We start from the raw sequence: 25,601 nt of genomic DNA on the forward strand, positions 1-25,601 counted from the left end.
TAATGTTTTTTTATAAAATAAAAAACCTCAAACACATTATTCTGTGTCTGAGGTTATGCCCTTTCGGTTACAGTCCTCTCTACTTATCACTCTATTCACATGTAAAATTAGATATAATTTTTCTTCATCATCTAGTTTCCAGTTCTTTTTACGCCTAAAATAGTTTTCTATTTTATTTACACATTCATTAGTTCTAGGGTTATTAATACTTAATACTTGATACATTTTGTGGTTTTCGCTAGCCATCGGTCTTTTTTCTGAGAGTCTTTTAAACAAATACCGTAGATGTGTTATAAATCTTGAAAAATTAAAAGAGTTTTTATTTAATTCTATATCGAAGTAATTTTCTACTATTTTAGTTAGCTCCTCTATCAAATCAATAAATTCTTTCTCTTCATCTTTTTTGGAAATAAAAGACTCTGCATTAACTATATTCATTGCTATACCTATAGATTCTGAGGAAGATAACTCAACTCCGAGGTCATTCTTTATAATCTTCATTGCATATTTAGCAACTTCAAGTTCTTTAGGATATAACTGTTCAAAATCATAACTTAAAGGAAAGGTAAAAATATTTCCCTTCTTATTTCGTTCAATACTAAAATTAATGTGATCTGCTAGCGTAAAAACCATATTAGGATTCAAACTGGTCTTCAACTTAGATTTTGCGTAATCAGTGATTTTCGCAGATACACTAATAATATCTTCTGGTAATTCATTCAACAATCCGATATATTTTTTATCAATATCATAATAAGTTCGGTTGATCATAGATAAATCCGTAATGTCCATAGGGAGTTTCAGAAAACCTACCCCTTTACCGGAAACTATCACCTCTTCTCCACTACTATCAAGGGCTAACGCAAAATTGTTATTAATCTTTTTTACAAGTCTCATTTTTTGACACCTCAATCGAATGTCATTGCTAATTCTTTAACTTTGACCTTTTTATGCAAAAGTTGTTCATTTATTTTACCACTTACCGCATTTGTAATCACCACCATTGTTGTTATATCATGGTTTTTTTCAACACTATTTTTATCAAATCTAATTACATCCTGACCTAAAGATACTTTCTCATTTTGTTTTACTAAACTTTCAAATCCTTGACCTTTTAAATTTACTGTATCTATACCAATATGAACTAGAATTTCTTTACCATCGGATGAAGTGATCGCAAAAGCATGGTTTGTAGGAAAAACCATCGTTATTATTCCATCACATGGCGCAGCTATTATTCCGATTTCTGGTTTAACAGCAAATCCGTCTCCCATCATTTTAGAAGAAAATACTTTATCCTTCACATCCTCTAAATTCAATAACTCTCCATCAACAGGAGAATATAGATTTTCATCATATTTTATTTTCTTTTTTAATCCAAACATATTGTCATTCCTCCAGTTAAACAAAAAAACTCCTCAAGAGCAAAACCTACAATGGTTATGCCTCCCGAAGAGTAACAGTCCTTATTTACAACTATAGATTAACACCCACAGAAAGCGTTGTCAATATTTTTTTTAATTGTTTAATAATAGAATTAGCTTATTTACATTTGAAAATTTCTGTCTTTATTCACTCCGAATAATTGACCAACTTCCCCTTGACAATAAATTTCCGTTTGCATCATCCTCTTTGTAAAATTTTACTTTCAGCAATCATCGGAATGTGAATGACAAAAGAAAATACCTCCCAAAGATTTCTTTGGGAGGCTTTGCTATAGTTAACACAAAAAAAGACAAAGACCACATCTGGGTCTTTGTCTTTTCGCTATCTTATTCGTCGATTTTCTCATTTAATTCGCTATTACGATAGCCATATACAAAATAGATCGCGATTCCGATCACTAAAGAGATCCCAAAAACGATCCAGGTCGCCGTTTTTAGACGGGTCATCAAGAAGAGACAGCTGGCAACGGACAACAAAGGCAATAAAGGTACCAGAGGTACTTTAAATTCACCTTTAGCAGGTGGCCCCATCATCTTCCTCAGCTTGATGATCCCTAAGGACATTAAGATCATATACGACAATGCCGCAATGTTGGTCAATTCTGCCAAGATATTCAACGGGAAAGCTGCCGCAAAGAAGAAAGCAAAAACACCAGCGATGTAGGTCGCTTTCTTTGGTGTTTTATGCTTAGGATCGATGGCTTGCATGGCTTTTGGCAATAACCCATCTTTACTGATGGCATATAACAGACGCGCCAAGGAGTACATCATAGCGATCGTCACTGTTAATAAGGTCAAGATCGCCCCTACGGAAATGATTGATCCGACCACTCCATGACCGACATAACGCATCGCAAAAGCCACCGGATCATTGACTCCTAATTCAGCAAACGGCACGATTCCCGTCATGATCAGTGTGACAATGATATAGAGGACTGTTGCGATCGCAATGGACCCAATGATCCCCCGAGGGACATTTTTCTTTGCATCTTCAACTTCTTCCGCCGCCATTGCGACGGCATCAAAGCCAAGAAAAGCAAAGAAGACTAACGCTGCACCATTAAAGACGCCTGAAAAACCAAAGGGCATAAAGGGCTGCCAGTTGTCTGGTTCCACGAAAAAGGCACCAAAGACGATAAACAAGAGGATCACGCCGAATTTCACCCATACCATGGCATTATTCAAACGCAACGCTTTTTTCGCTTCTTGGCTGACCCATAAGGTTACAAAAATAATGACTAAACCAGCAATCAGATCAATGTAGGTCCCCTTGCTTGGATCATAACCGCCCGTCAAAGCGGTTGGTAAATGGATATCCGCACTGGCCAAGAAGCCTTGCACATAGCCTGACCAGCCAGATGCCACCGAAGAAACGGCCAATAAGAACTCGCAAATCAAAAACCAGCCTGCCAGCCACGCGGTAAATTCACCAAAAACGACATACAGATACGAATAGGCGCCCCCTAAAACAGGGATCCGAGAAGCAAATTCCGCAAAAGAAAGCCCTGATAACACAACAACGATACCAGCTACAACAAAGGAAAGAATCAATGCCGGTCCGGCATACTCAGCAGAAGCAGTCCCTGTAACAACAAAGATACCTGTGCCAATAATGGCGCCGATCCCCAACATAATCAAATCTTTTAACTTCAACTCTTTTTTTAAATTCGTCACACTTTCCCGTTGTATGACTTTTTTTCGAAATAAATCCATAACTCCTCCTCAAAAATATAAGTTTATGTTGCTTTCATATACCCCAGCAAAACACCACCGATAATCACCAGCAGACAACCAATCACCACATAACGCAGTTCTTTCTTGGTTTTCTTTTCGCCGAGGATAAAAATCCCGCCTAGCGTTGAAATGATGATCCCCATCTGCGACAATGAGAAGCCCACCGCGAGTCCGACTTGCTGAACCGTGATCAGCATGCAGACATTTCCGATGCCCCATAACAACCCTGACAAAGTATTTTTCCCTACAAAACGGTCGACCTTCGTCTTCCTTAAAGCAAATAGGCTGGCACCGATCAGCATCCCGACACTTTGTGGCAAAATGATCGCCAAGGGGTCCAATCCTGCCCAAGTAATCAAAATCGTATAGGCGCCGTAACCGATCGTTGATGAAATCAATGCCCGAAATCCTTTAGGAAAATCAAGCATCTTGCTGCCAGCTTCTACCGGACTTTCGCCATCTTGACGAGCGGTCAGATAAGCCCCGATCACCAACAAGATCAATGCGCTAACACCTAGTGCATAATCACGGGTCTGTGTCCATTCTGCAAAAAACAATGCACCTGCGACTGTATTTAAAATCAGCTGCATGCCGGTTGAAAGCGGCAGTCCAACAGACACACCTAAATATTTCATGCCATGGAATTGACCGTTTTGACCGACGGACCAAAAGAGACCAGACAAAAGACCGATCAAAATCACCTTTCCATCAATCACTGGCATCGTCACAAAAAATACGACCAGCGAAAAGAAAAAGGCACCAATCGTCATTCCTAGCGTTTGCTGGTTCGCATCCCCGCCAAGTTTGGCACTTACTAAACCAATGCTGCCCCACGCAAACATTGGTACTAATGCAACGAGTATCTCCATTTCATTCATCCTTACCATTCAATTTTAAACACAGGCTTTAGTGTATCAGTGAAAACGTTCTAGGGACAAGTGATTTTTGTCAAAAAACACAAAAAGATACTCGAAAAAAAGCAGATTAGCGTTTTTCCTCATAATAACTCAACAACGGAAAGAACAGCGTCATGGTGGTTCCTTTTCCAACTGTCGACGAAGCCGTTAGCTCGATGCCTAATTCCTTCGCTAAACTTTTCGCTAAAAAGAGCCCCAATCCCGTCGAGTGGGTGTCCGTTTGGCGCCCATTTTCGCCCGTAAAGCCTTTATCAAAGATGCGCCGCATGTCTTCTTTAGGAATGCCGATCCCACTATCTTGCAAGTGGAGATAGGTCCCTTGGGCATCTTTTTCGATCCGAATCGTCAGCTGCCCATTTTGTGGTGTGTACTTCACGGCATTGCTGACCAGCTGTCGAAAGATAAAGCCGAGCCATTTTTCGTCGGTCAACACTTGCTGATCCTCGCCTTCAACGGCATAGTGCAGGTTCTTTTGGATAAAATAATTGGCCTGACTGCGTAAAACTGGCTGGATGACGGCTTTCAATGAAATTTCTTGCACCAGATAATCTTTTGAAAAGCTGTCCAAACGGGCGACGTACAAGACTTGCTCGACGTATTCGTTCATGCGGTTCAATTCATTTTCTAGTAAGATGAATTTTTCATCGGGAATATCAAATTCGATCGAATGCAAAAGCAATCGTGATGCAGCTAAAGGGACTTTGATCTCATGGACCCACGAATCGATGTATTCCTTTTGTTCTTCTTGATTGCTGACGACTTGCTGCATCAATTCTTGGTGCTCTCGGATCAACTGATTGATGTAGGATTCGATCCGTTCTTCTTCCGCCGAGCGTGCTCCTTGCAAGTAGTTTTGCAGCAAGCTGTCTCCAGGCTTGGGGGTGATTTTTTGCCAAAAACGCCGCTTAGATAAGTAGCTGACTGCTAAAAAGAACACCATCAAGACACTTTGCATCAAAAAGAGATAGCCGACTGTGCCCCAATCCATCGGGGAATGAGGAGTCAGCCAAAAAACTAAGACCGTCAACACGATAAAGACTAGCCAACCGATAAACAGCAGCCAACGATCTTTCAAAAAACTGCGCAAAACTCGCCACTTTGTCATGGTACGATATACCCTTGACCAACCTTGGTCTCAATGTAGCCGTTCATCCCCGCTTGTTCGATTTTTCGTCGCAAACGATTGATATTGACCGTCAAGGTATTGTCGTCTACAAATCGCTCGTCATCCCATAAGGCCCGCAAGAGTTTTTCCCGACTTAAAATCTTGCCGTGATTTTTCATCAAAATATACAGCAGGCGGTATTCGTTTTTGCTAAGATCGATGCTTTCGCCATTGATGTACATACTGCTATTGTCGATATTGAGGGTCAAACCGTTATGCACTAACGTTTCACTGCTGCTTTCTACATAGTTGTAGGAACGGCGCAGCAGCGCATTGATTTTTGCAATCAGAACGTCGATCTCAAAAGGTTTTGTCACAAAATCGTCCGCTCCCATATTCATGGCCATGATCATATCCATATTGGTGTTGCGGCTAGAAATAAAAATGATTGGTACTTTGGAAGCTTCGCGGATTTTTTGACACCAATAGTAGCCATCAAAAACCGGCAAGTTGATATCCAGTAAAATCAGTTGGGGCTCTTGTTCTTCAAAGTCAGTCAACACTTGATGGAAATCCGTCGTGCCAAAGGTCTCAAACTGCCATTTTTCTAGTTCTTCGATAATCAGTTGGCGAATCACCGCTTCATCTTCTACTACCATTATTTTTGCCATATCCGTGAATTCCCTCACTTTGTGTAATTTTCTCCTCTTTACTTTATCAAATATCAAAAACGAATGCGAACATTAATCGCCGTTTTTAGCAAACCCTAAAAAACCTCGCCACTGGCGGTAGAAGCCAGTGGCGAGGCAAAGCAAAAATGTCTATTGGGTTATTCGATGATCTCTACCGTCTCGATCAGTAATTTACCGATAAACAATAAGATTCCATCGAAAAAAAGCACACTCATGTTGACACCTAATAACATCGATAACCGTTCAACGACATCGATTTTTGGTCGTTTGTTCAAGTAACGAAACAAGAAAAAATTCACACCATACGTCACTGCCATGATCAGCAGCATCAAGATCACCATTTTAGTTCCCTGCTTTTCTTCAAATTTTTGGTTGCTGTGCTAAAAACTGTGTCAGTTTGCTTTGATCGATGGCTTCATACTGCGATAGGAAGCGACCGATCGCTTGAACGACTGCCGGTAGATGACCCGCTTCATCATTTTCGATCTGCAGCACCAGCAGTGGTTCGTGCAGGCTCATTCGCAGCAAGAACCAGCCTTGGCCATAGGGCGCTGCCAAGTTGATGCGAATGCCTTCCTCATTTTCTGGATCGATCTGCCAGCCTGGCAGCAAATGATCGGCTAAATCCGCGATCACTTGGCGACCATAGTCTTGATAGTCGGCTTGTTGGATCGCAAAGCGCAATTCTTGGGTCTCGGCGGGTTGTTGCAACGCCGCGATCAGCTCATCCAGTGTCGTGCCTTGCTGTTGCAATTGAGGCAGCATCATCAAGAGCTTGGCGATCACGTACGCCCCGTCATCTAAAAAGAAATTTTCTTTAAACGCGGCATGCCCGCTGGTTTCGATGGCTAACTGTGTGTCCAGTCCTGCTTCATTCAATTCGATCGCTTTGTTGATCACATTGCGGTAGCCAGAAATATAGCGTACTTGCTGCCCTCCCAGTGCTTCGATAAAGGTTTTTAAATGATTAGAGGTTGGCGAATTGGTGACGATACGCGTGCCAGGGTGTTCCGCTAAGATGATCTTGCTTAATACAGCGATCATATTGTTGCGGTTCAAGGGCTCACCGCTTTTGGTCACGACGGCCGAGCGGTCGACATCGGTATCGAAAATAATGCCTAAATCAGCTTGTTCCCGCAAGACGGCTTCGCGAATACTTGCCATTGCCTCTTTATTGTCTGGATTCGGGATATGATTGGGAAAATGCCCATCCGGTTCTAAAAATTGCGAGCCATTCGTATCTGCTCCCAGCGGCAGCAATACTTTTTCAGCAAAAAAGCCGCCGGCGCCATTGCCTGCATCAACAATGATCTTTAATCCAGCCAAAGGTTTTTCCTCATTGGTTCCAATCCCTTGGCGAATTTTTTGCAGTAGATCTTGGGCATAAGGCGTCAGCAAGTCTTTTTGCTGATAGCTTCCTTTTTCCGCTGCCTCATGAACGGTAGTGTGGGTCAAAATATAGTGGATATCCGTTTTTTCGGCACCGCCTTGGCGGCTGAAAATTTTTATTCCATTAAAGTAATAAGGCAAATGACTCGCTGTCAGCATCACACCAGCATCACAGTCGAAATCCGCAAACTGTGTACTCATAAACATGGCAGGTGTCGTTGCCAAGCCGCAATCGATCACTGCCACGCCTTCTTGCTGCAGCTGTGCCATCAACACTTCTTGCAGTGCTTCGCCACTCAAGCGACTGTCACGACCGACTCCCACGCGAAAAGGACCGCTGCCCTTTGTTGCCAACCAGTTGCGCAAGCCCGAAGCAACTTGCCGAACCGCTTGCTCTGTCAGTGTCACCTGCTCTTTTTCTGTTGCGATCGCAATTCCTCGAATATCAGAACCATTTTGCAAATCAACGATGTTCATTTCCTCCACCCCTTCTTGTAACCGGAATCAATTTTATTATACCAGAGAAAAAAGGAAATGAAATTGCTTTTTAGTATTTTTTACTATAAATAGTTTGCTTCCCTTACTCTTTAAACGGAATCCCTTCCAGTTGCAGTAGTCGGCGTTTGGTTGCTAACCCGCCCCGGTACCCCGTCAAGCGGCCGTTTTTTCCTAACACCCGATGACAAGGAACCACGATCATCATCGGGTTACGCCCCACTGCATTTGCGACAGCGCGGACAGCAGTCGGTCGTTGAATGCGCAGCGCCAAGTCACTATACGTAGTGGTTTGCCCATAAGGAATTTGGGTCAGTGCTTGCCAAACGGTTTGTTGAAATGGTGTCCCGACAAAATCAAACGCAAAAGTAAATGTCACTGGTTCCCCTGCAAAATAAGCTTGCAGCTGCGCTTCAATTACTGGATCAAGGTCAACTGTACTACTGATTTCAGCCAATGGAAAGAACTTGAGTAATTCATGATGATCCTGCTGCCGACCAAAATAAACTAGCCCTTTTTCCGATTGGACCACTTCATACCACTCATCATCTAAAACGATCTTTGCCAATGCTAGTTTCATATTTTCACCTCATGGAATCCATTTTTCGCAGCACAACTGCTTATGTGCTGCCGCCGTTGTGCGGCTGTCTCAGTGACAGTATACCATTTTTTCGAGCTGCGCAAAAAAACCGACTGGCTTACTGCCAATCGGTCGTTGCAAACAAGGGGAAAATAGGCAGATCGCCAGTCGCTGCAGCTTCAAGCCGTAGCAATGGCAGAATCAATCCAATTCGATTTTCCCAGTATATAGCTGATAATAGGTGCCTTTTTCCGCCAACAGCGTTTCATGGGTTCCCCGCTCAATGATACGGCCATGATCCATCACCATGATGGCATCGGAGTTTTGGATTGTAGACAATCGATGGGCGATCACAAACACGGTCCGTCCAGACATCAAACGATCCATCCCTGATTGGACGATCCGCTCTGTACGGGTATCGATGCTTGAGGTGGCTTCGTCTAATATCATCACTGGCGGATCAGCGATCGCTGCCCGCGCAATTGCTAACAGCTGACGTTGCCCTTGGGAAAGCCCTTCGCCATCGCCCGTGATCACGGTGTCGTATTTTTCTGGCAAATGGTTGATAAACATGTCGGCATTGGCTAGTTTCGCTGCTGCCAGCACTTCTTCATCACTAGCATCCAGTTTTCCGAAGCGAATATTCTCGCGAATCGTTCCAGTAAACAAATGGGTGTCTTGCAACACGATCCCTAATGAGCGACGGAGGGATTCAAGATGGATTTTTTCAATATTGATGCCATCATAGCGAATCTTCCCGTCTTGGATGTTGTAGAACCGATTGATCAGATTGGTGATCGTTGTCTTACCAGCACCTGTGGCACCGACAAAAGCAACTTTTTGCCCAGGCTCTGCATACAGATTGATCTCATGTAAGACCAGTTGATTGTCGACATAGCCGAAATCAACATCTTCAAATCGCACGTCTCCCGTCACTTCCGTATAAGTAATGGTCCCATCCTCGTGGGGATGTTTCCACGCCCACGTGCCTGTTCGTTCTTTGGTTTCAACTAGCTGACCTTGCGACCATTTGGCATTGACCAGTGTGACGTAGCCATGATCGATTTCTGGCGTTTCATCTAATAGATGGAAGATCCGCTCGGCACCAGCTAACGCCATGATCACAAAGTTGATTTGTTGTGACACCTGGCTGATAGGGCCATTCAATGAACGGCTCAGTTGCAAGAAAGAAGCGATCATCCCGACCGTCAGTCCAGAAACACCATTGATGGCAAACAGGCCACCAATGATGGCGATCAAGACATATTGGACATTTAGTAAGTTCATCATGATCGGCATCAAGGTATTGGCATTGACATTGGCTTTAGTGGCACTTTCTTGCAGTTGATCATTTAAGGCATCAAATTCTTCCATGACGATTTTTTCATGATTGAAGATTTTGACGACTTTTTGTCCGTGCATCATTTCTTCGATATACCCGTTGACAGCGCCTAAATCTCGTTGCTGTGCGCCAAAGAAGCGGCCGCTGCGGCGAGAAATGATGCGGATCACATTCAGCATCAAAATAACCGACAGCATCACGAACAAAGTCAATGGGACACTGATGGAGAACATGGCAATAAAGACAGAACAAAAGGTTACCGCCGCCATCATCAAGTTTGGAATACTTTGGGAGATCATTTGGCGCAACGTATCCGTATCGTTGGTAAAGTGACTCATGATGTCGCCATCTGAGCGGGCATCAAAGTAACCGACGGGTAGAGACTGCATATGCGTAAACATTTGGTCACGGATTTTTTTCTGCGTTCCTTCACTGATCTTGACCATCATAAAGTTATAGATCAGTGCGGCCAAGATCCCAATCAGGTAGATGATCGCCATTTGAACGATCGCCCGAAACAAGCCGCCAAAATCAGGATTGGCTTGCCCTAAAAGCGGTGTGATATGATCGTCGATCACGACTTGTAAAAACAACGAACCGCGAACGTTGGCAAAGGCACTTAATAAGATCATAACAACGACGAATAGGAGTTGTCCTTTGTAGTCGCCAAACATCGTCCGCAATAAGCGTTTCAATGTGCGCTTGGGATTTGCTGCTTGTCTATTCTTCACCTTCACCAAATCCTTTCTGCTGCGAATGGTACACTTCTTGATAGATGGCATTGTTTGCCAATAATTCTTCATGGGTACCGATGCCGTTGATTTTGCCATCATCCATTACGATGATCCGATCGGCGTCTTCGATCGAATTGATCCGTTGGGAAATAATGATCGTCGTCGTTCCCGGGATTTCTCGTTTCAAGCCTTCACGAATACTGCGGTCGGTTTTGGTATCGACGGCACTGGTAGAATCATCGAGAATCAAGATTTTCGGTTTCTTCAACAAGGCACGAGCAATCGTCAACCGTTGTTTTTGTCCACCAGAAACATTGTTTCCTCCTTGTGAGATCTGCGTTTCATATTTATCAGGAAATTCTTGAATGAAAGGATCGGCTTGTGCGATCGTTGCCACGCGCTGGATCTCTTCATCCGACGCCTCTTCATTGCCCCAACGTAAATTGTCGTTGATGGTGCCGCTGAAAAGGACATTGTTTTGCAAGACCATACTTACTTGGTTCCGCAATGCTTCTAAATCATAGTCGCGAACATCATGACCGCCGACGATGACACGCCCTTCAATCACATCATATAAGCGCGGGATCAGCTGGACGAGGGTGGATTTTCCGCTCCCGGTCCCGCCAATGACTCCAATGACTTCCCCGGATTCGATACGCAGATTTGCATCCGTCAGCGCCAGCTTGTTTTTGTCATTGGCGTAACTAAAGCCGACATTCTCAAAAACGATGGAGCCGTCTTTGATCTCTTTGACTGGATCGGCGGGATTTTTCAAGTCACTTTCTTCATCTAATACTTCTACGACCCGTTCTGCCGACGTTCGTGCGATCAAAATCTGCACGAAAGCCATCGACATCATCATCAAGCTCATCAAAATCTGCATCGTGTAGTTGAACATGCTGACTAACTCCCCAGTGGTCAGGCTGCTTTGTTCCACGATCAGCTGAGCACCAAACCATGACAGGAGCAGCATACACGTATAGACAGAAAATTGCATCAATGGCATGTTGAAAGAGACGATTCGTTGCGCAAGCGTGAAATTCCGATAAACATCGGTGGACACTTCGCCAAACAGTTCTTCTTGCTGTTCTTCCCGAACATACGATTTCACGACGCGAACCCCTTGTAAATTTTCTTGCACCACATTATTCAGGCGGTCATAAATGCGGAATACTTTTAGAAACAGCGGGTGGGCAAAACGTATAACTAAAGCCAGACCAATCGCTAAGATCGGTAAAACAACCAGATAGATCGTCATAAGTTCTGGACTGATGGTGCTAACCATTGCAAGTGAAAAAATCAGAACTAACGGACTACGGACCAGAATACGAATAATCATTTGGTAAGCATTTTGGACGTTGGTCACGTCAGTGGTCAAGCGGGTGATCAAACTGGAGGAAGAAAAGCGGTCAATGTTTGAAAAGGAAAAATCTTGGATTCGGCGAAACAGATTGTGCCGCAGATTGCGGGCAAAACCAGCCGAAGCGATCGCTGCCGTTCGTCCGCCAAGCGTTCCTAAAAGTAATGCGATCAAGGAACATAAAAAAAGCAAGCCGCCATCTCTTAGAATCACACCGGCGTCTCCTTTTTCGATCCCTTGGTCGATCATCATGGCCATGATCAGGGGCATAATGACATCTAAGGCAACCTCTCCTGCTACATACACAGGGGTCAGCAAGCTGTCCTTCTTATAGCTGCCAACATTCGCGAGTAATTTTTTTATCATTTGTTTCGTCCCTTCTATAGATGGCACTGCGGAGCCATTTTTTATCGTTACCATCAAGTTTACTTTATCGACCCAGCGATTTCAAGCGGCTCGCTTGTGTTTTTTTTACAATTAGTAAGTAAAAAGCACCCTTCCAAAAAGAAGGGTGCTTGCTTTTTTGATGCGGTTTGAAAAAGCACTTAGTAAGGATTATTCGGTAGCGTTTGAACCAGCGGTACTGATCGGTTCATCGACATCGTCACCGCCATCATCTGCCGGCGGTGTTTGGGTACTGCCTTGCAGATTGCCGCGGCTGATCCCGATGGTGATCCACGTTTCTAGGGGAATAAACTCGCCGTAGCGGCTCATTTCAACAACGGTTCCTTTTGGTTCCGCCGAATCGACATAGTAGATTTCATAATAGACGTTGGCGCCTTTTGATTTGTATTCATCAAAGAATAGTTTTGGCAAGTCGCCTTCCGTTGCTTGAAAACGGATGTCTTTTAAATATGGTCGGCCTAATGAGTAGACGACTTTGACGGTTGGCAAAGTATCGCTTTCGCTGTATTCTTTGCCTGCTTCTTCCGACTGGCTCAAGAAACTACCATACGCCACTTGATCGGAATAGACTGTGCTGACTTGCAGCGGGATTTTCGATTCTAGTCCTTGGGCTTCTTCGATCGTGTATTGTGAAAAATCTGGAACGGTCAATGCTTGGCCTTTTGAGACCTTCACCACAAATTCATCTTTTTTCGCGAGTTTGCTGCCTTTGACTGGTTCTTGTGAAACCACCAGATCCAGGGCGACACTGTCAGAAAAGACGGTTTCTTCTTTGTATTTCAAGTCATTCTTTTTCGCCCATTCAGAAGCTTCACTCTTGGCTTTGCCCGTAAAATCAGGTACTTCAATATTCTTTTCAAAGACCTCTTTCCCTTTTGAATAATAGACACTCAAACGGTCTTTGCGTTTGTATTCCGCCAAGTCAAGCTCTTTGTTGGCCGCCTCTTGTTTAATAAAGGCTTCTGCAGCTACGTTGTCGTCAAATTGTTCAATCAAAGAGAGGTTCTCGGCTTTATTGCTGGCGATCCATTCTTTTGCTTCGGTCACTTGCATCGCTGAAAAATCTGGCAGCTCTAAGCGTTCTTCAGGATCAGGCCCGAGACTCGCCGTCAGTGTCAATGTGGCACCTTTCTTGATCTTTTTGTCAGGATCAACACTTTGGTCGATCACTTGGTTGACGTCTTTGTCAAAATCATATTCTTGCTCCACTTTGATAGCGACGCCTTCTTCCATGCCCCACGTCCGCGCTTCTGACAAATCTTGGGCAGTGAAATCTGGCACCTTCACATGGGTCATTTGATAGTAGACGATCCCGATCACGGCAACCGCCAAGGCGGTCAGTAGGGCAATCAGCAAGATTTTTTTCTGCTTACGCTTTTTGTAGGTCGGATCAAATTCCGTTTCTTCTTTCCCAAACCGGCTGACTGGTTCCTTTGATGCTACCTTTTCCGTCGAAGAACTCGCCGCTTTTGCTTCAGTCGTCTGTGTTTGTTGACGGGCTGCCGAACGACTCAGTGGCTCACTAGCGGTCGACTCTTCTGATTGGTGAACCGTCGTCGGCTCTGCTGGTTTGCCCGCTTGCTCCGCGCCACTTGCGTTTTGATCTACGACAGGTTCGCTGTTTTTTTTCTCGCGATCGGGCGTGGGTTTCTTTTTGCCATCATAGTTGTCCGGGCTAAAATTTGATAAAAAATCACTCATGTTTGCTCAACACACCTTTACGTAAATACAAGACTTCATCCGCTTGTTGAGCGATCTCGTTGGCGTGGGTCACGACGATCACACATTTGTTGTGGACGTGTGCCAGCTCTTTAAAGATATCGATGATTTCTTGTTCCATTTCTTCATCCAAATTCCCGGTTGGTTCGTCCGCTAAAATGATATCGACATTGGTGGCTAACGCCCGGGCGATCGCTACCCGTTGTTGTTCCCCACCAGATAATTGATTGACGAGACGATCGGCTTTTTCTTTAGTGATGCCTATATAATCCAGCAAATTGTACGCCACTTCTCGTTGATTGTCTGGTAGCTGATTTTTCGTGATCGCCATCGGCACTAAGACATTTTCGACTGCACTCAAATAGGGAATCAGATTATAGCTTTGGAAAATGATACTGATGTCGTCGCGGCGATAATTCTCATGCCCGATTTTTTCGATATCGGTGCCTTCATAAAGTACTTGACCGCTTTTCGGACTATCCAACGCACTGATCAAGGATAAAAACGTCGTTTTTCCCGAACCAGATTGTCCTAAGATGGCATAGAAAGTCCCTTTTTCAAAAGAAACAGAGGTCTCTTTCAGTATATAGCGGCGCTGATCGCCGTCTTGGTAATAGTAATCGACTGCTTTCGTTTCTAATAAAGTCATCGTTGGTTCCTCCTACATCATGATTTTCTTTGGATTCAAGCGTAAAATATACAATAGCGGTAAAATCGCTGAGAGTAAGACAGTTCCTAGACCTAACAGCAGATACGTGATGATGTAGCCGGCTGAGAAGGATACTTGATAAGCATTTTTGATATCCATATAATCAATATCAGCTGCCATCAAGCCGCCATAGTAAATACCGCCCATCTCATTTTGATTACTCATCCAATCGTTTTGCATCAAGGTGTTTGAAACGGCACCACCTAATAAGTTCCCGGTCACTAAGGACAATAGCAGTGCGGCCAAACTAACCAGCAAGACTTCAATCACGATCTGTCCAATGACTTTCCCACGGCTTTCCCCTAAGGAGAGATAGATGCCCAATTCTTGTTTCCGATCTCGTAAAAAAAGCAAGACCACTAAGGAAATAATAAAGATGGTAGCGATCGAGGCAATGATCACGATGTAATTTGCGATCACCCCTAAACGATTAAAACCACCGGCGATCTGCTCGTATTGATCCGTATTGGCAATGACACGATAGTATTGCGGCAATAATGCACCGGATTCTTGTTTAAAGGCTTCGACGTCATCCGTTGAATTTAGGACAAAGATCGGTTGATAATAGGTATCTGCATCTTCATCGATTTCTTCACCCCAAAGCTTCTCTGCTTGGATCTTGGTAAAATCGAGGACTAAATTATTACTGGCATAAAACGTATTGATTTGATCCATCACTTGCCATATCGTATCGGAGTTTTGACTACCACTTTGATCCGATGAATCATTTTGATTGCTCTGATCTTTTTTAACTACCGAAAAAATCCCAGCGATCGTCACAGGATAATCAAAGCTGGCGCTGTTGCTGTCATCACTAGTTTCTTCTGTGCCATCGTTTTCTTCGTCATCCACGATCTCGCTTCCACCACCCATCATGGAATTTGTCCGGATATCCCAAACGAGCTGATCACCGACACTCAAGTTGTTCAGTTCAGCAACTTCTTTACTGATTAATACCGCATTCGTCAGTTCATTTAAATCTTTTTCCGTTAGGCCTTCGCCTTCATCCAGACGAATCAATCCTTCTTGCATATCTATTGGCTGTGTCAAATTGCCGCCTTTCAATGTGAAGTATTGACCGCCCATCTCCATTGAACCATCTTCTGGTACATACGCTTTCAGTTCTTTCGTTTCTAAACTGCCCATCATTTGATAGTCATAATGTTTGACATAGCTTAATTGACCGATTTGCTCATAAACATCCAGTGCTGGTGGTTTCGGATAAAAATCTTCTTGAGACCGCTCTTCGTCCGAAGCATCCGCATGATCTTTTTCAAAACCTTCCCAATCCATTTCCACCGTAGCTACGTTCCCCATCTTGCGTTTCGTCTCTCGTTCCACGTTAGCAGTGGATTGTTGAATTGCTACAGCACCAGCGATCACATTGCCTAAAATAAATAGAACTAAAAATAAAATAAATGATTTCCCTTTTCTTCTGGTGATACTTTTTAATGCACGCTGCCAAAAGTTCATTGTTTTTTCCTCCAGTGACATTATTTTTTAACAATTATTCCATACTTCTCCCTCAAGAACAATCGCAATAAAGGGTCGTTTTTCGAATTTTAAATATTAAAAAACGAGTACAAACGATATTTCCATTTAAAAACCCTTATAAAAGAACAAGAAAAAGATGTTAAATAACAAATAAAAGAATGGGATTTTTGCTAACAGTTTTGTAAGATTTCCCGATTTCAACTTAAATTTTACTTGGATTCCATCAAAAATGCTTGGCGCTTTCGAGAGTATAAAAAAACGAAGGAATTCTCTCACTCTTTCCCAGCGAGAAAATCCTTCGTTTTGTATCACTTATTTTTCTTTCGTATCGATCACAATCGTCACCGGGCCATCATTGACCAAGGCGACTTGCATATCTGCACCAAATTTTCCAGTAGCAACAGTGATCCCTTCTGCTTTTAAGCCTTCATTAAAAGCTTCGTAAAGCGGGATCGCAATACTTGGCGGTGCCGCTTGAATGAAGCTGGGACGATTGCCTTTCTTGGTCTCCCCATAGAGGGTGAACTGTGAAATACTCAAGACGGCGCCATTTATACTTTCCAGTGACCGATTCATTTTACCTTCTTCGTCTTCAAAAACCCGCAGATTTTTGATTTTTCTTACGAGATAAGCCACATCGTCGCCTGTATCCTCATGGGTGATCCCCAATAAAACCATAAACCCTTGTTGGATCGCACCGACGATATTCTCCTCAATCGACACACTTGCTTGACTGACTCGCTGGATCACTGCCCGCATTCTTTCTCATCCCTTCGTACGTCTGACGCTGTAAACATCTGGAATCTGCTTGATCTTATCAACGATCGATTTCAAATGGGTCAAATTCTGAATCGCCACCGTGATGCGGATCGTTGCCATTTTGTCTTTGTTGGTTTTGGCTTCGACACTCACTAAGCGCTTCGTGACAGTGTTGACTGTCTGTAAGACATCATTGAGCAACCCAGAACGATCATAGCCGTAGATCTCAAGATCGGCATCGTATTCTTTGTTGATGTCGGTGGCATCTTCCCACTCAACATCGATCAAACGGTTCGCGGCGTCTTTGTTTTGAACATTGGGACAATCGCTACGGTGGATCGAGATTCCTCGGCCTTTGGTAATGTAGCCGACGATCGAATCTCCAGGGACCGGATTGCAGCAGCGGGAGATACGGATCAACAAGTTATCGACCCCTTCAATGACAATGCCGCCTTCGTGACGAACCTTCATTTTTTCTGGTTCTTTTTTCGTCGGTTGATTGATCATCTCTTGGACTTGCTGCTTTTGCTTCTCGATTTGTTTCTCGCGCCGTTCTTCTTCGGTCAAACGGTTGGCTAAAGTCGTGGGACTAACTTCCCCATAGCCGACAGAGGCAAATAGATCATCTTCTGTTTGGTAGTTGAACCGTTCGCAAGCTTCCGCCATTTTGCTTTTCGTCAAAAATTCTTTCGGCACAAAGCCCATATCTTGTAAGGTACGAACCACTGCCTCATGCCCTTTGATGATGTTTTCATCACGATCTTGGGCTTTAAAAAATCGTTTGATCTTGTTCTTCGCTTTGCTGGTAGCCACTAGTTTGACCCAGTCGCGGCTTGGACCAAAGGAATTTGGTGAGGTCAAGATCTCGATAATGTCCCCATTTTTTAGCTTGTAGTCCAATTGGACCATCTTGCCGTTGACCTTGGCGCCGGTGGTTTTGTTACCGATGTCGGTATGGATGCTATAGGCAAAATCCAGGGGACTGGAGCCTTGAGGCAACTCCGTCACATCACCTTTTGGCGTGAAAACATAGACTTTGTCGCTGAAAATATCGCCTTTGACACCTTCCATAAATTCAGAAGCATCATAGCTTTCATCTTGCAGTTCCAAGATTTCTCGGAACCAGCCAACTTGTTGGGTCATCTTGTCGGCTCTGACTTTTTCGGTCTTGCCTTCTTTATAGGCCCAGTGCGCAGCAACCCCAAATTCAGCGATCTCATGCATTTCATGGGTCCGAATTTGGATCTCGACAGGATTGCCTTTGGGACCAATGACCGTCGTATGCAGCGATTGGTACATGTTGGCTTTTGGCATCGCGATATAATCCTTGAACCGCCCAGGCATTGGTTTCCATTTTGTATGGATCGTTCCCAAAACCGCATAACAATCTTTGATGGAGTCAACGATCACTCGGATCGCCAACAAATCATAGATTTCATTGAACTGTTTCTTTTGGTCTTTCATCTTGCGATAGATTGAGTAAATATGCTTTGGTCGGCCATAGATCTCAGCATAGATATCTAGTTCCTCGGTGGCGATCCGAATCTCTTCTACGGTTTCAGAAACGTAAGATTCCCGTTCTTCTCGCTTTGTCTGCATCAAATGCACGATTCGGTAATATTGCTGTGGATTCAAATAACGCAAAGAAATATCTTCTAATTCCCATTTGATGCGGCTGATCCCTAAACGATGAGCCAATGGGGCATAGATTTCCATCGTTTCTTGGGCGATGCGGCGTTGTTTGTCTTCCCGCAGATGTTTCAACGTACGCATATTATGTAAACGGTCAGCCAGTTTGACCATGATGACCCGTAAATCTTGCGCCATGGCGATCAACATTTTTCGATGATTTTCTGCTAATTGTTCTTCATGAGATTTGTACTTGATCTTACCCAGCTTGGTCACGCCATCCACTAGCATCGCTACATCGGCACCGAATTCTTCTTTCAGATCGGCTAACGTCACATCGGTATCTTCGACGACATCATGCAAAAAACCAGTTGCAACGGTATGAGGGTCCATCTGCAATTCTGCCAAGATCCCCGCAACTTGGATTGGATGAATAATGTAAGGCTCGCCGGATTTACGGAATTGTTCTTTATGGGCTTCTGTCGCGTAATCTAATGCTTTTTGGACAAAGGCAACATGCTCTTCACTCATATAATGAGCGACCAATTTGATGACATTGGGCCCGGTCAATATAACTTCTTTTGCCATTCATTCCGCCTCCTGCTTTTCTTTTTTGTGCTATCAAAAAGGCAGACAGAAGTCGCTGTTAACGTTTCGTCACGCACCCAAAGCCTTGCGGACAAACGTTCTAAGCATGGGACTCCTGTCTAACCTGCAGTTCTTATTTTAGTAGTATTATTATACAAATTTTTCAGCTATTTTTCAATCGCTGTTGTTCAAAGCACATCGGGCGACGGCTGGTCCTTAAGCAATTCTTCAAAAACATGATACGAGAGCCCGATTTTCTCAGCGCCAGCAGCCTGTAGTGATTGCAGCGCTTGTTCATCTACTGTGTCAGGATTGATCTGGATCGACAGTTGACTACCACCATCTAAGGAAAACAAGCTCACGTCATGCAATGCTTCTGCTAGCGGTTGTTTTTGCCCTAACACGATCTTTGACCAAGCTTCTTCTTTCAAGCGTTGTGCTACTTGGATCTTCGTCAATTCATTCATGATCTCGGTTTGCACAGCTAAGCGGATCTCTCCTCCTGTCAAGGTCAAGGAGCGGATCGTTTCAGTCAACTCCGCAAAGCCACGATCATTTTCCATGAAGGAAGAAGCTGGCAGCCAGACTTCCAAAAAATCGGCGCCTTCCATAAACGCCCGACCGATTTCAAACGCCACCTTTGCCAATGTTCCTTGGGCAAGGGGGTAATCGATCACTGCGCCGATTTGTAGGGAAGAGCCTTGTGCCAAGATTTTCGCCCGTCGAATGGCACTAGGCAAAACGACGACTTCCTTTAAGGTCGTCTTATATTGATTGATAAAATCCTTCAAGACCCAGTCGGTCAGATCGGCCGTCAACAAACGGACACTGATTGCTTCTTGGTTCTTATTCATCAACTCACATCCTCTTTAATTCCGTTAGCACACTGACAGCACTTAAAAAATAAAATGGTGCTGTTTCTGTTCGTAAAATTCGAGGGCCTAACCCGCATAATTTGGCGTTGTTTTGCTGGGCTTCTTCGATTTCGGAGGGGGTCAGACCGCCTTCTGGACCAAAGATCGCTAAAACTTTGCTGCCAACAGGCAATGCGGTGATCACTTGCAGCAGCATCGCTGCTTCTCCTTGTTTGGCTGATTCTTCATAAGCCACTAGGACCGCATCATACTGACTGAGGCTTTGCCAAAATGCTTTGGCGTTATCCAGCAGCGTGATGGCTGGTGCGATCTGCCGTTGGGATTGCTCCGCCGCTTCTTGGGCGATTTTTTGCAGCCGCTGCTGCTTTTTCTGTAATTTCTTTTGATCCCATTTCACGACCGAAGTTTGCGCAGGAAAACCGATAAAGGCTGCCGCCCCCAGCTCCGTTCCTTTTTGAACGATCAAGTCCAGCTTGTCGCCTTTCGGGTAGCCGCTAGCGATCGTGACCTGCAGCGGCAATTCCTTGTCCTGCTGTTCTTTTTCGACTTCCTCTAAGTACACCGTTTCTTCATCGGCTTCTTTGATCTTGGCAATGATCGCCAAATGATCCTCAAACACTAAACCGACTTTTGCCCCGGGAGTCATGCGCATCACTCGGATCATATGGTGGAAGGGTTCTCCCGAAACGGCAAACACCGCTTTTGCTTCATAAGGCTCCTGTAAAAAATATCGCTGCATCTTACTCTACCTCTGTTTTTTTAAAGGCGATCGCATACCAGTCTTTTTGATTGAACAATTGATCGATCTCAAAGCCTTGTGCGATCATGGCATCGATCACTAATTGTTTTTTCGTCTCAATGATCCCAGAAACGATCAAGGTCCCTTCTTGCTTCAATAGACGCCACGCATCAGGGATCATCAATAGAATGATGTCCGCTAAAATATTGGCAACGATAAGATCAGCAGGGACCGTCACTCCTTGCAAGAGATCATTGGCCTGCACGGTCACATCGTGAGCAATAGGGTTCATCGCCATATTTTCTTGGGCGGACCTCACAGCGACTTCATCTAGATCATAAGCGAACACGTCTTTGGCACCTAAATATTTACTGGCGATACTCAACACGCCTGAACCCGTCCCGACATCTAAGACGGTTTCACCGCCTCGCAAGTAGACTTCTAGGGCTTGTAATGTCAAGCGTGTCGTAGGATGCGTGCCGGTTCCAAAAGCCATCCCCGGATCAAGGGTGATGATCTTTTCCTCTTCTTGCAGCGGTTGATAGTTTTCCCAGCTCGGCACGATCGTCAGATAGCGGGAGATACGGACTGGATGGTAATATTTTTTCCAGGCCGTCGCCCATGCTTCTTCCACGACCTCGCTCGTTGTGATGGTGTTTTTGCCGATCGCCAAACCATATTCTGGCAGACGGTCGATGGCTGCTTTGATCGTCGGCAGCACTTCTGGTAAAAAGATCGTCTCTGGGAAATAGGCACTGACTTGGGCGCCTTCTTCTAAGGTCGTATAGGTTTCTTTATCCAAAATTTCGCCATACGCATCGCTTTTAAAATTTTCGATATCTAAAACGTCCTCGATCGCTACCCCACTTGCTCCGTGTTCCATTAAAATATTGGCGACTGCTTCCACTGCTTCGCTAGCTGTCGCTACGGTTACTTCATTCCATTTCATGTTCGTTCTCCTTAGTAACTAGGGTACGGGATCATGGTTTCCCCAGCTCCCGCTTGATAGTTCGTCATTTTCTCCACAAATTCTTCTTCGTTGAATCGCAATTCAAAGATCGCTTCTTCACTGTCATCGTTCAAGAAATCAAGCAGATCGCTTTGGCCTTCTTCTAAAATTTCTTGAATGTAATCAACCAATCCGTCTAACAAGGCTTTTTGGATCCCTTTTTTCCCTGCATAAGGGATCGTCGCTAAATAATCTTCTTCATCAAACGTTGATTTTTGTGGATCATACAGCAAAATCCCATCTTCAAATTCAATGATCGCTTCTTCTGATGCCACACCTTGTGCATCGTCGATCTGCACGTGGTGAGGATTTTCAGCAAACAAGCGCAGCACCAATTCGATCGTATGATTTTTGGCATCCCAATCGATCGCCACATCATAGTCGGTGATTTTTTTCGTTAATCGCTGATCTAAGTAAGTCAATATCGTTTCTTTCGCCATCACTATTCCTTCTTTCTTAACACCATCCATGGTCTTGCTGAACAGCGGTTTTTCGTATATTTGTCAAATACGGATTGCCAGCCACCGCAAAACGAAGCGGCATCTGGGTCCATTCCCCTTTATTTGGGATACCGATCCGAGGCAATGCCAAAATTTCTTTTGGGGTACGTCGGCGCTCAGGAACCAAATGCAGTGGGCTTGTAAAAATCGATTCTCCATAAAGCTCAGCGGGGATCTGCAGTGCCTGTACCAGTTTCCCGGGGCCGTTGGCTACATCCGGTCCTGTTTTTTGTCGTTGTTGCTCCATCAAAGCGATCCCATCCACCGGTTCTAGCCCGCGAATCATGATTCCTTGCGGGATGCCTTTTGGCTGCGTAATAAAGTTGACGATTCGATGCGTATGCATCGTATATAAATAAATCGTACCTGGTTCCTGATACATCGCCCGAACCCTTGGTGTGTTTCGCATGCCCACACTATGAGCCGCCAAATCATCGGGACCTAGATACGCTTCACAATCCACGATATACCCACCTACTGTTCCTTCTGGGGTCTCATGTTCCAAATACATTCCTAATAAGGCACGTGCGATGGTCGTTGTCGGCTGTGTCGCAAAAAGTGCCATTAATTCATCCATTCTCATCACCCTCTTTATTCTACACAATTCTCGACGAACTTACTATCTTTGACTACAGAGTTACGACGATCTCAACGATTTCTTTTCAACGAACCTGATTTTTGCTGACTGAGTGGAAAATAAGCGCCCTTTTGTTTCTGTAAAGACGCAAATCAGCTTGTTTATGAGAATATACGTTCTTATGTTATACTTACAGGAAAAGGAGAGGATCGTTTTATGCAGCAGCCACTTGCTTATCGAATGCGGCCACGGAACTTAGATGAAGTCGTCGGACAGCAGCATTTGGTTGGCCCGGGGAAAATCATTCGCCGAATGGTCGAAGCCAAAATGCTTTCTTCGATGATCCTATACGGACCGCCGGGAACCGGAAAAACCAGCATTGCCAGTGCGATCGCCGGCTCGACACGCTATGCGTTTCGCATGCTGAACGCCGCCACAGATACAAAAAAAGACCTGCAGATCGTGGCAGAGGAAGCCAAAATGAGCGGTACTGTCATTTTATTGCTTGATGAAGTCCATCGACTAGACAAGACAAAACAAGACTTTTTACTGCCCCATTTAGAAAGCGGCAAGATCATTATGATCGGTGCCACGACGGAAAATCCCTACATTACGATCAATCCAGCGATTCGCAGTCGGACACAGATTTTTGAAGTCAAACCGCTCCAAGAAGAAGACATTTTGACCGCCATTGATCAAGCCTTAGCAGATGAAACTCGCGGACTTGGATCAGAAACCATCGTATTGACCGATGATGCCCGCTTGCATCTCTCGCGAGCGACCAACGGTGATTTACGAAGTGCGCTAAACGGCTTAGAGCTCGCTGCTCGTTCCACCCCAAAAGGACCAGACGGCATTATTCATTTGACCTTAGCGATCATCGAAGAGTGCGTCCAGCGTAAAGCATTGACCCACGATAAAGATGGGGATGCGCACTATGATGTGATCTCTGCTTTTCAAAAATCGATTCGCGGCAGCGATGTGGATGGTGCGCTGCATTACTTAGGTCGTTTAGTAGAGGCAGGCGATCTGGCGATCATTTGTCGGCGCTTGATGGTCATCGGCTATGAAGACATTGGTTTAGCTAACCCAGCAGCCGCTGCTCGAACCGTCAATGCTGTGTTAGCCGCTGAACGTTTGGGCTTGCCAGAAGCTCGGATTCCGTTAGCCGATACAGTGGTCGATCTATGTCTGTCACCAAAATCCAACTCTGCCTACATGGCATTGGATGCAGCGATCGCAGATATTCGCAGCGGTAAAGCTGGCGATGTCCCGGATCATTTACGAGACAGTCATTACAAGGGTGCCCAAAGCTTGAATCGGGGTGTCGGCTATCAATACCCACATAATTTTGATGATGCCTGGGTCGATCAGCAATACTTACCTGATAAGCTGAAAAATACTCATTATTACCAACCAAAAGCCACTGGTAAATATGAGCAAGCCTTAGGTCAACGGTACCAACAATTGCAGCAGCGAAAGAAAAAAAACTAGGTACTTAAAAAAAATAGCGACTTTTTGGTATCGTTTTCAAACAACTTTATTGCACCTTCGTCATTCCTATGCTACTATAAGGGTGGGAATTCTGTGATGTACGAGTTGTCCCTTTTGTGTGTTGACCGAACATTTTTATTGATATCTTGGGATCCGTCTTGTGTCAATGCTGGTAACATGCCTTTTCCTTTGGTAGTTCGAAGCTTAGACCGTGGAACCCACCTGCTAGAATTTGCGGGATCAATACTATGGGAAAAAGAACGGCATCAACGGATATTACCCATTCTTTTTAGAATGTGCCATCTGTTTTTAACAGATGGCTTTTTTGCGTTTTCTAACCGATAGCAACAGTGAAACGTCCTTGCCTGACATCAGAGTAAGGGTGGCTTTTGCTATTCTTTCTAGGGTTCGCTATACTAAACTTATCAACTTAGGACAGGATGGCGTATGTTTATGATTCTTCTATTATTTACGATCGTGGCACTCGTATTATTCGGCACCAGTTATTTGCTTTATGCCAAACAAGCGATTTTTTTCACTTTGATCCCTACCACCGAGGCGAATAAGGTCTTCTTAAAAACCTATAGTCTCATTCATTTCCTTTTAGGCGTGGTGGCATTGGTTGTGGGCTTTGTCGATAAGGAGCTGATTGCCTTGTTTTATTTGGCTTTATTGCTGCTCTCTTCCGCATCTTTCAGCATCTTGCTGGCACAAAAAATGAAAAAAAAGAAAGATTAGGTTTTCTTTTTCCAGAAAAAAGCATTACAATAAAAGTAGAAGATAACAGATGGGAGTGTTTCTTATGTTACAACAATATCAACGAATCATGGTAGCCGTCGATGGGTCTAGCGAGTCAGAATTAGCCTTCAAAAAAGCCGTGAACGTGGCACAGCGGAATGATTCTGAATTGGTTTTAGCACATGTGATCGACACTCGTGCCTTTCAAACCGTTTCTTCTTTTGACGGCATGCTTGCTGAACAAGCAACCGAAATGGCCAAACAAACCTTGAAAGACTATGAGGATTATGCCCGCAAGCATCAAGTAACTGCGGTCAAAACTGTGATCGAATACGGCTCGCCAAAACCGATCATTGCCAAACAATTGCCAGAAGATCACGACATCGATTTGATTATGATCGGTGCCACTGGTTTAAATGCCGTGGAACGAATCTTTATCGGTTCCGTTTCTGAATATGTCATTCGCCATGCCGGCTGTGATGTGTTAGTTGTACGGACAGACCTAGAAAACAAAGTCCCAGCAAAAGACCACACGAAAGCTTAATAGTGAGACGACCTGCCGCTGCTTGGCAG

Annotated in this window: 24 protein-coding genes and 1 other RNA gene; 4 read left to right on the top strand and 21 right to left on the bottom strand. The window is 44.4% G+C overall.

The annotated features are described in order from the left end of the window. Nucleotides 1-36: 36 nt before the first annotated feature. The 21 genes from IGI82_RS15945 to IGI82_RS16045 all read right to left on the bottom strand — a co-directional run bounded on the left by IGI82_RS15945 (nucleotide 37) and on the right by IGI82_RS16045 (nucleotide 22,796). Nucleotides 37-897, bottom strand: a complete 861-nt coding sequence (locus IGI82_RS15945) for a PRD domain-containing protein (protein ID WP_438842488.1) — start codon at nucleotides 895-897, stop codon at nucleotides 37-39. An 11-nt stretch (nucleotides 898-908) separates the two neighbouring features. Next, nucleotides 909-1,385, bottom strand: coding sequence for a PTS sugar transporter subunit IIA (locus IGI82_RS15950; protein ID WP_438842489.1), 477 nt, complete (start codon nucleotides 1,383-1,385; stop codon nucleotides 909-911). Nucleotides 1,386-1,772: 387 nt separating this feature from the next. After that, complete coding sequence (locus IGI82_RS15955; protein WP_213354811.1) at nucleotides 1,773-3,158, bottom strand: APC family permease; 1,386 nt, start codon at nucleotides 3,156-3,158, stop codon at nucleotides 1,773-1,775. A 23-nt stretch (nucleotides 3,159-3,181) separates the two neighbouring features. Beyond that, the gene (locus tag IGI82_RS15960; protein WP_015510464.1) at nucleotides 3,182-4,048 is read right to left on the bottom strand and encodes a GRP family sugar transporter; all 867 of its coding nucleotides are present in this window, start codon (nucleotides 4,046-4,048) and stop codon (nucleotides 3,182-3,184) included. Nucleotides 4,049-4,163: 115 nt separating this feature from the next. Further along, the gene (gene sapS / locus IGI82_RS15965) at nucleotides 4,164-5,201 is read right to left on the bottom strand and encodes a two-component system sensor histidine kinase SapS (protein WP_438842490.1); all 1,038 of its coding nucleotides are present in this window, start codon (nucleotides 5,199-5,201) and stop codon (nucleotides 4,164-4,166) included. Further along, nucleotides 5,198-5,872: a two-component system response regulator SapR gene (gene sapR, locus IGI82_RS15970; RefSeq protein WP_005227794.1), complete on the bottom strand. Its 675-nt coding sequence runs from the start codon at nucleotides 5,870-5,872 to the stop codon at nucleotides 5,198-5,200. Before sapR ends, sapS begins: the two co-directional genes overlap by 4 nt. 158 nt (nucleotides 5,873-6,030) lie before the next feature. Beyond that, nucleotides 6,031-6,234: a hypothetical protein gene (locus IGI82_RS15975; RefSeq protein ID WP_005227790.1), complete on the bottom strand. Its 204-nt coding sequence runs from the start codon at nucleotides 6,232-6,234 to the stop codon at nucleotides 6,031-6,033. Between the two features lie 19 nt (nucleotides 6,235-6,253). Further along, entirely contained in the window at nucleotides 6,254-7,759 is a 1,506-nt protein-coding gene (locus tag IGI82_RS15980; protein WP_060792561.1) for a phosphoglucomutase, read from the bottom strand. 103 nt (nucleotides 7,760-7,862) lie between these two features. Next, nucleotides 7,863-8,357, bottom strand: coding sequence for a methylated-DNA--[protein]-cysteine S-methyltransferase (locus IGI82_RS15985; protein ID WP_060792562.1), 495 nt, complete (start codon nucleotides 8,355-8,357; stop codon nucleotides 7,863-7,865). A gap of 201 nt (nucleotides 8,358-8,558) precedes the next feature. Beyond that, nucleotides 8,559-10,481, bottom strand: coding sequence for an ABC transporter ATP-binding protein (locus tag IGI82_RS15990; RefSeq protein ID WP_375818386.1), 1,923 nt, complete (start codon nucleotides 10,479-10,481; stop codon nucleotides 8,559-8,561). Further along, nucleotides 10,420-12,159, bottom strand: a complete 1,740-nt coding sequence (locus IGI82_RS15995; RefSeq protein WP_438842491.1) for an ABC transporter ATP-binding protein — start codon at nucleotides 12,157-12,159, stop codon at nucleotides 10,420-10,422. The genes IGI82_RS15990 and IGI82_RS15995 overlap by 62 nt, the downstream gene beginning before the upstream one ends. A gap of 189 nt (nucleotides 12,160-12,348) precedes the next feature. Continuing rightward, entirely contained in the window at nucleotides 12,349-13,899 is a 1,551-nt protein-coding gene (locus IGI82_RS16000; protein WP_438842492.1) for a PASTA domain-containing protein, read from the bottom strand. Next, nucleotides 13,892-14,566: an ABC transporter ATP-binding protein gene (locus tag IGI82_RS16005; protein ID WP_005227776.1), complete on the bottom strand. Its 675-nt coding sequence runs from the start codon at nucleotides 14,564-14,566 to the stop codon at nucleotides 13,892-13,894. Before IGI82_RS16005 ends, IGI82_RS16000 begins: the two co-directional genes overlap by 8 nt. A 12-nt stretch (nucleotides 14,567-14,578) precedes the next feature. Next, nucleotides 14,579-16,120, bottom strand: a complete 1,542-nt coding sequence (locus IGI82_RS16010) for an FtsX-like permease family protein (protein ID WP_115232867.1) — start codon at nucleotides 16,118-16,120, stop codon at nucleotides 14,579-14,581. Nucleotides 16,121-16,432: 312 nt separating this feature from the next. Next, the gene (gene dtd / locus IGI82_RS16015; protein WP_005227772.1) at nucleotides 16,433-16,879 is read right to left on the bottom strand and encodes a D-aminoacyl-tRNA deacylase; all 447 of its coding nucleotides are present in this window, start codon (nucleotides 16,877-16,879) and stop codon (nucleotides 16,433-16,435) included. Between the two features lie 6 nt (nucleotides 16,880-16,885). Next, a complete protein-coding gene (locus IGI82_RS16020) occupies nucleotides 16,886-19,096 on the bottom strand; it encodes a RelA/SpoT family protein (protein WP_005227770.1) in 2,211 nt (736 codons plus the stop codon). A 188-nt stretch (nucleotides 19,097-19,284) separates the two neighbouring features. Continuing rightward, nucleotides 19,285-19,950 carry a deoxyribose-phosphate aldolase gene (locus IGI82_RS16025; RefSeq protein WP_244353204.1) on the bottom strand — a complete coding sequence of 222 codons (666 nt, stop codon included), beginning with the start codon at nucleotides 19,948-19,950 and terminating at the stop codon, nucleotides 19,285-19,287. Nucleotides 19,951-19,954: 4 nt separating this feature from the next. Beyond that, the gene (locus IGI82_RS16030; protein ID WP_015510470.1) at nucleotides 19,955-20,710 is read right to left on the bottom strand and encodes a 16S rRNA (uracil(1498)-N(3))-methyltransferase; all 756 of its coding nucleotides are present in this window, start codon (nucleotides 20,708-20,710) and stop codon (nucleotides 19,955-19,957) included. Nucleotide 20,711: 1 nt separating this feature from the next. Further along, nucleotides 20,712-21,659: a 50S ribosomal protein L11 methyltransferase gene (prmA, locus tag IGI82_RS16035; protein WP_142965622.1), complete on the bottom strand. Its 948-nt coding sequence runs from the start codon at nucleotides 21,657-21,659 to the stop codon at nucleotides 20,712-20,714. An 11-nt stretch (nucleotides 21,660-21,670) separates the two neighbouring features. After that, nucleotides 21,671-22,159, bottom strand: a complete 489-nt coding sequence (locus IGI82_RS16040) for a DUF3013 family protein (RefSeq protein ID WP_005227763.1) — start codon at nucleotides 22,157-22,159, stop codon at nucleotides 21,671-21,673. Between the two features lie 16 nt (nucleotides 22,160-22,175). Further along, nucleotides 22,176-22,796: a DNA-3-methyladenine glycosylase gene (locus tag IGI82_RS16045; protein WP_010749036.1), complete on the bottom strand. Its 621-nt coding sequence runs from the start codon at nucleotides 22,794-22,796 to the stop codon at nucleotides 22,176-22,178. Between the two features lie 216 nt (nucleotides 22,797-23,012). On the opposite strand from IGI82_RS16045, the gene IGI82_RS16050 reads away from it, so the two are divergent. The 4 genes from IGI82_RS16050 (at nucleotide 23,013) to IGI82_RS16065 (ending at nucleotide 25,572) form a co-directional block, all read left to right on the top strand. Beyond that, nucleotides 23,013-24,290, top strand: coding sequence for a replication-associated recombination protein A (locus IGI82_RS16050; protein ID WP_015510472.1), 1,278 nt, complete (start codon nucleotides 23,013-23,015; stop codon nucleotides 24,288-24,290). 85 nt (nucleotides 24,291-24,375) lie between these two features. After that, nucleotides 24,376-24,570, top strand: a non-coding RNA gene (gene ssrS / locus IGI82_RS16055) — 6S RNA. 167 nt (nucleotides 24,571-24,737) lie between these two features. Next, nucleotides 24,738-25,028 (top strand): hypothetical protein, encoded by a 291-nt coding sequence (locus tag IGI82_RS16060; protein WP_010749034.1) that lies wholly within the window; start codon nucleotides 24,738-24,740, stop codon nucleotides 25,026-25,028. A gap of 64 nt (nucleotides 25,029-25,092) precedes the next feature. Beyond that, complete coding sequence (locus IGI82_RS16065) at nucleotides 25,093-25,572, top strand: universal stress protein (protein WP_010749033.1); 480 nt, start codon at nucleotides 25,093-25,095, stop codon at nucleotides 25,570-25,572. Nucleotides 25,573-25,601 lie beyond the last annotated feature (29 nt).

The organism is Enterococcus sp. AZ067 (assembly GCF_051715005.1).
Taxonomy (GTDB): Bacteria; Bacillota; Bacilli; order Lactobacillales; family Enterococcaceae; genus Enterococcus_D; species Enterococcus_D casseliflavus.

Bases quoted from the DNA above. Each gene is read 5' to 3' on its own strand.
- IGI82_RS16005 (WP_005227776.1), bottom strand. From the start codon at position 14,566: ATGACTTTATTAGAAACGAAAGCAGTCGATTACTATTACCAAGACGGC.
- dtd (WP_005227772.1), bottom strand. From the start codon at position 16,879: ATGCGGGCAGTGATCCAGCGAGTCAGTCAAGCAAGTGTGTCGATTGAG.
- IGI82_RS15980 (WP_060792561.1), bottom strand. From the start codon at position 7,759: ATGAACATCGTTGATTTGCAAAATGGTTCTGATATTCGAGGAATTGCG.
- IGI82_RS16025 (WP_244353204.1), bottom strand. From the start codon at position 19,950: ATGAATAAGAACCAAGAAGCAATCAGTGTCCGTTTGTTGACGGCCGAT.
- IGI82_RS15950 (WP_438842489.1), bottom strand. From the start codon at position 1,385: ATGTTTGGATTAAAAAAGAAAATAAAATATGATGAAAATCTATATTCT.
- IGI82_RS15990 (WP_375818386.1), bottom strand. From the start codon at position 10,481: ATGCCATCTATCAAGAAGTGTACCATTCGCAGCAGAAAGGATTTGGTG.
- IGI82_RS15945 (WP_438842488.1), bottom strand. From the start codon at position 897: ATGAGACTTGTAAAAAAGATTAATAACAATTTTGCGTTAGCCCTTGAT.
- IGI82_RS15955 (WP_213354811.1), bottom strand. From the start codon at position 3,158: ATGGATTTATTTCGAAAAAAAGTCATACAACGGGAAAGTGTGACGAAT.
- IGI82_RS16040 (WP_005227763.1), bottom strand. From the start codon at position 22,159: ATGGCGAAAGAAACGATATTGACTTACTTAGATCAGCGATTAACGAAA.
- IGI82_RS16010 (WP_115232867.1), bottom strand. From the start codon at position 16,120: ATGTCACTGGAGGAAAAAACAATGAACTTTTGGCAGCGTGCATTAAAA.
- IGI82_RS16030 (WP_015510470.1), bottom strand. From the start codon at position 20,710: ATGCAGCGATATTTTTTACAGGAGCCTTATGAAGCAAAAGCGGTGTTT.
- IGI82_RS15985 (WP_060792562.1), bottom strand. From the start codon at position 8,357: ATGAAACTAGCATTGGCAAAGATCGTTTTAGATGATGAGTGGTATGAA.
- prmA (WP_142965622.1), bottom strand. From the start codon at position 21,659: ATGAAATGGAATGAAGTAACCGTAGCGACAGCTAGCGAAGCAGTGGAA.
- IGI82_RS16000 (WP_438842492.1), bottom strand. From the start codon at position 13,899: ATGAGTGATTTTTTATCAAATTTTAGCCCGGACAACTATGATGGCAAA.
- IGI82_RS15975 (WP_005227790.1), bottom strand. From the start codon at position 6,234: ATGGTGATCTTGATGCTGCTGATCATGGCAGTGACGTATGGTGTGAAT.
- IGI82_RS16045 (WP_010749036.1), bottom strand. From the start codon at position 22,796: ATGGATGAATTAATGGCACTTTTTGCGACACAGCCGACAACGACCATC.
- IGI82_RS16050 (WP_015510472.1), top strand. From the start codon at position 23,013: ATGCAGCAGCCACTTGCTTATCGAATGCGGCCACGGAACTTAGATGAA.
- IGI82_RS15995 (WP_438842491.1), bottom strand. From the start codon at position 12,159: ATGATAAAAAAATTACTCGCGAATGTTGGCAGCTATAAGAAGGACAGC.
- IGI82_RS16020 (WP_005227770.1), bottom strand. From the start codon at position 19,096: ATGGCAAAAGAAGTTATATTGACCGGGCCCAATGTCATCAAATTGGTC.
- IGI82_RS16060 (WP_010749034.1), top strand. From the start codon at position 24,738: ATGTTTATGATTCTTCTATTATTTACGATCGTGGCACTCGTATTATTC.
- sapR (WP_005227794.1), bottom strand. From the start codon at position 5,872: ATGGCAAAAATAATGGTAGTAGAAGATGAAGCGGTGATTCGCCAACTG.
- IGI82_RS15960 (WP_015510464.1), bottom strand. From the start codon at position 4,048: ATGGAGATACTCGTTGCATTAGTACCAATGTTTGCGTGGGGCAGCATT.
- IGI82_RS16065 (WP_010749033.1), top strand. From the start codon at position 25,093: ATGTTACAACAATATCAACGAATCATGGTAGCCGTCGATGGGTCTAGC.
- sapS (WP_438842490.1), bottom strand. From the start codon at position 5,201: ATGACAAAGTGGCGAGTTTTGCGCAGTTTTTTGAAAGATCGTTGGCTG.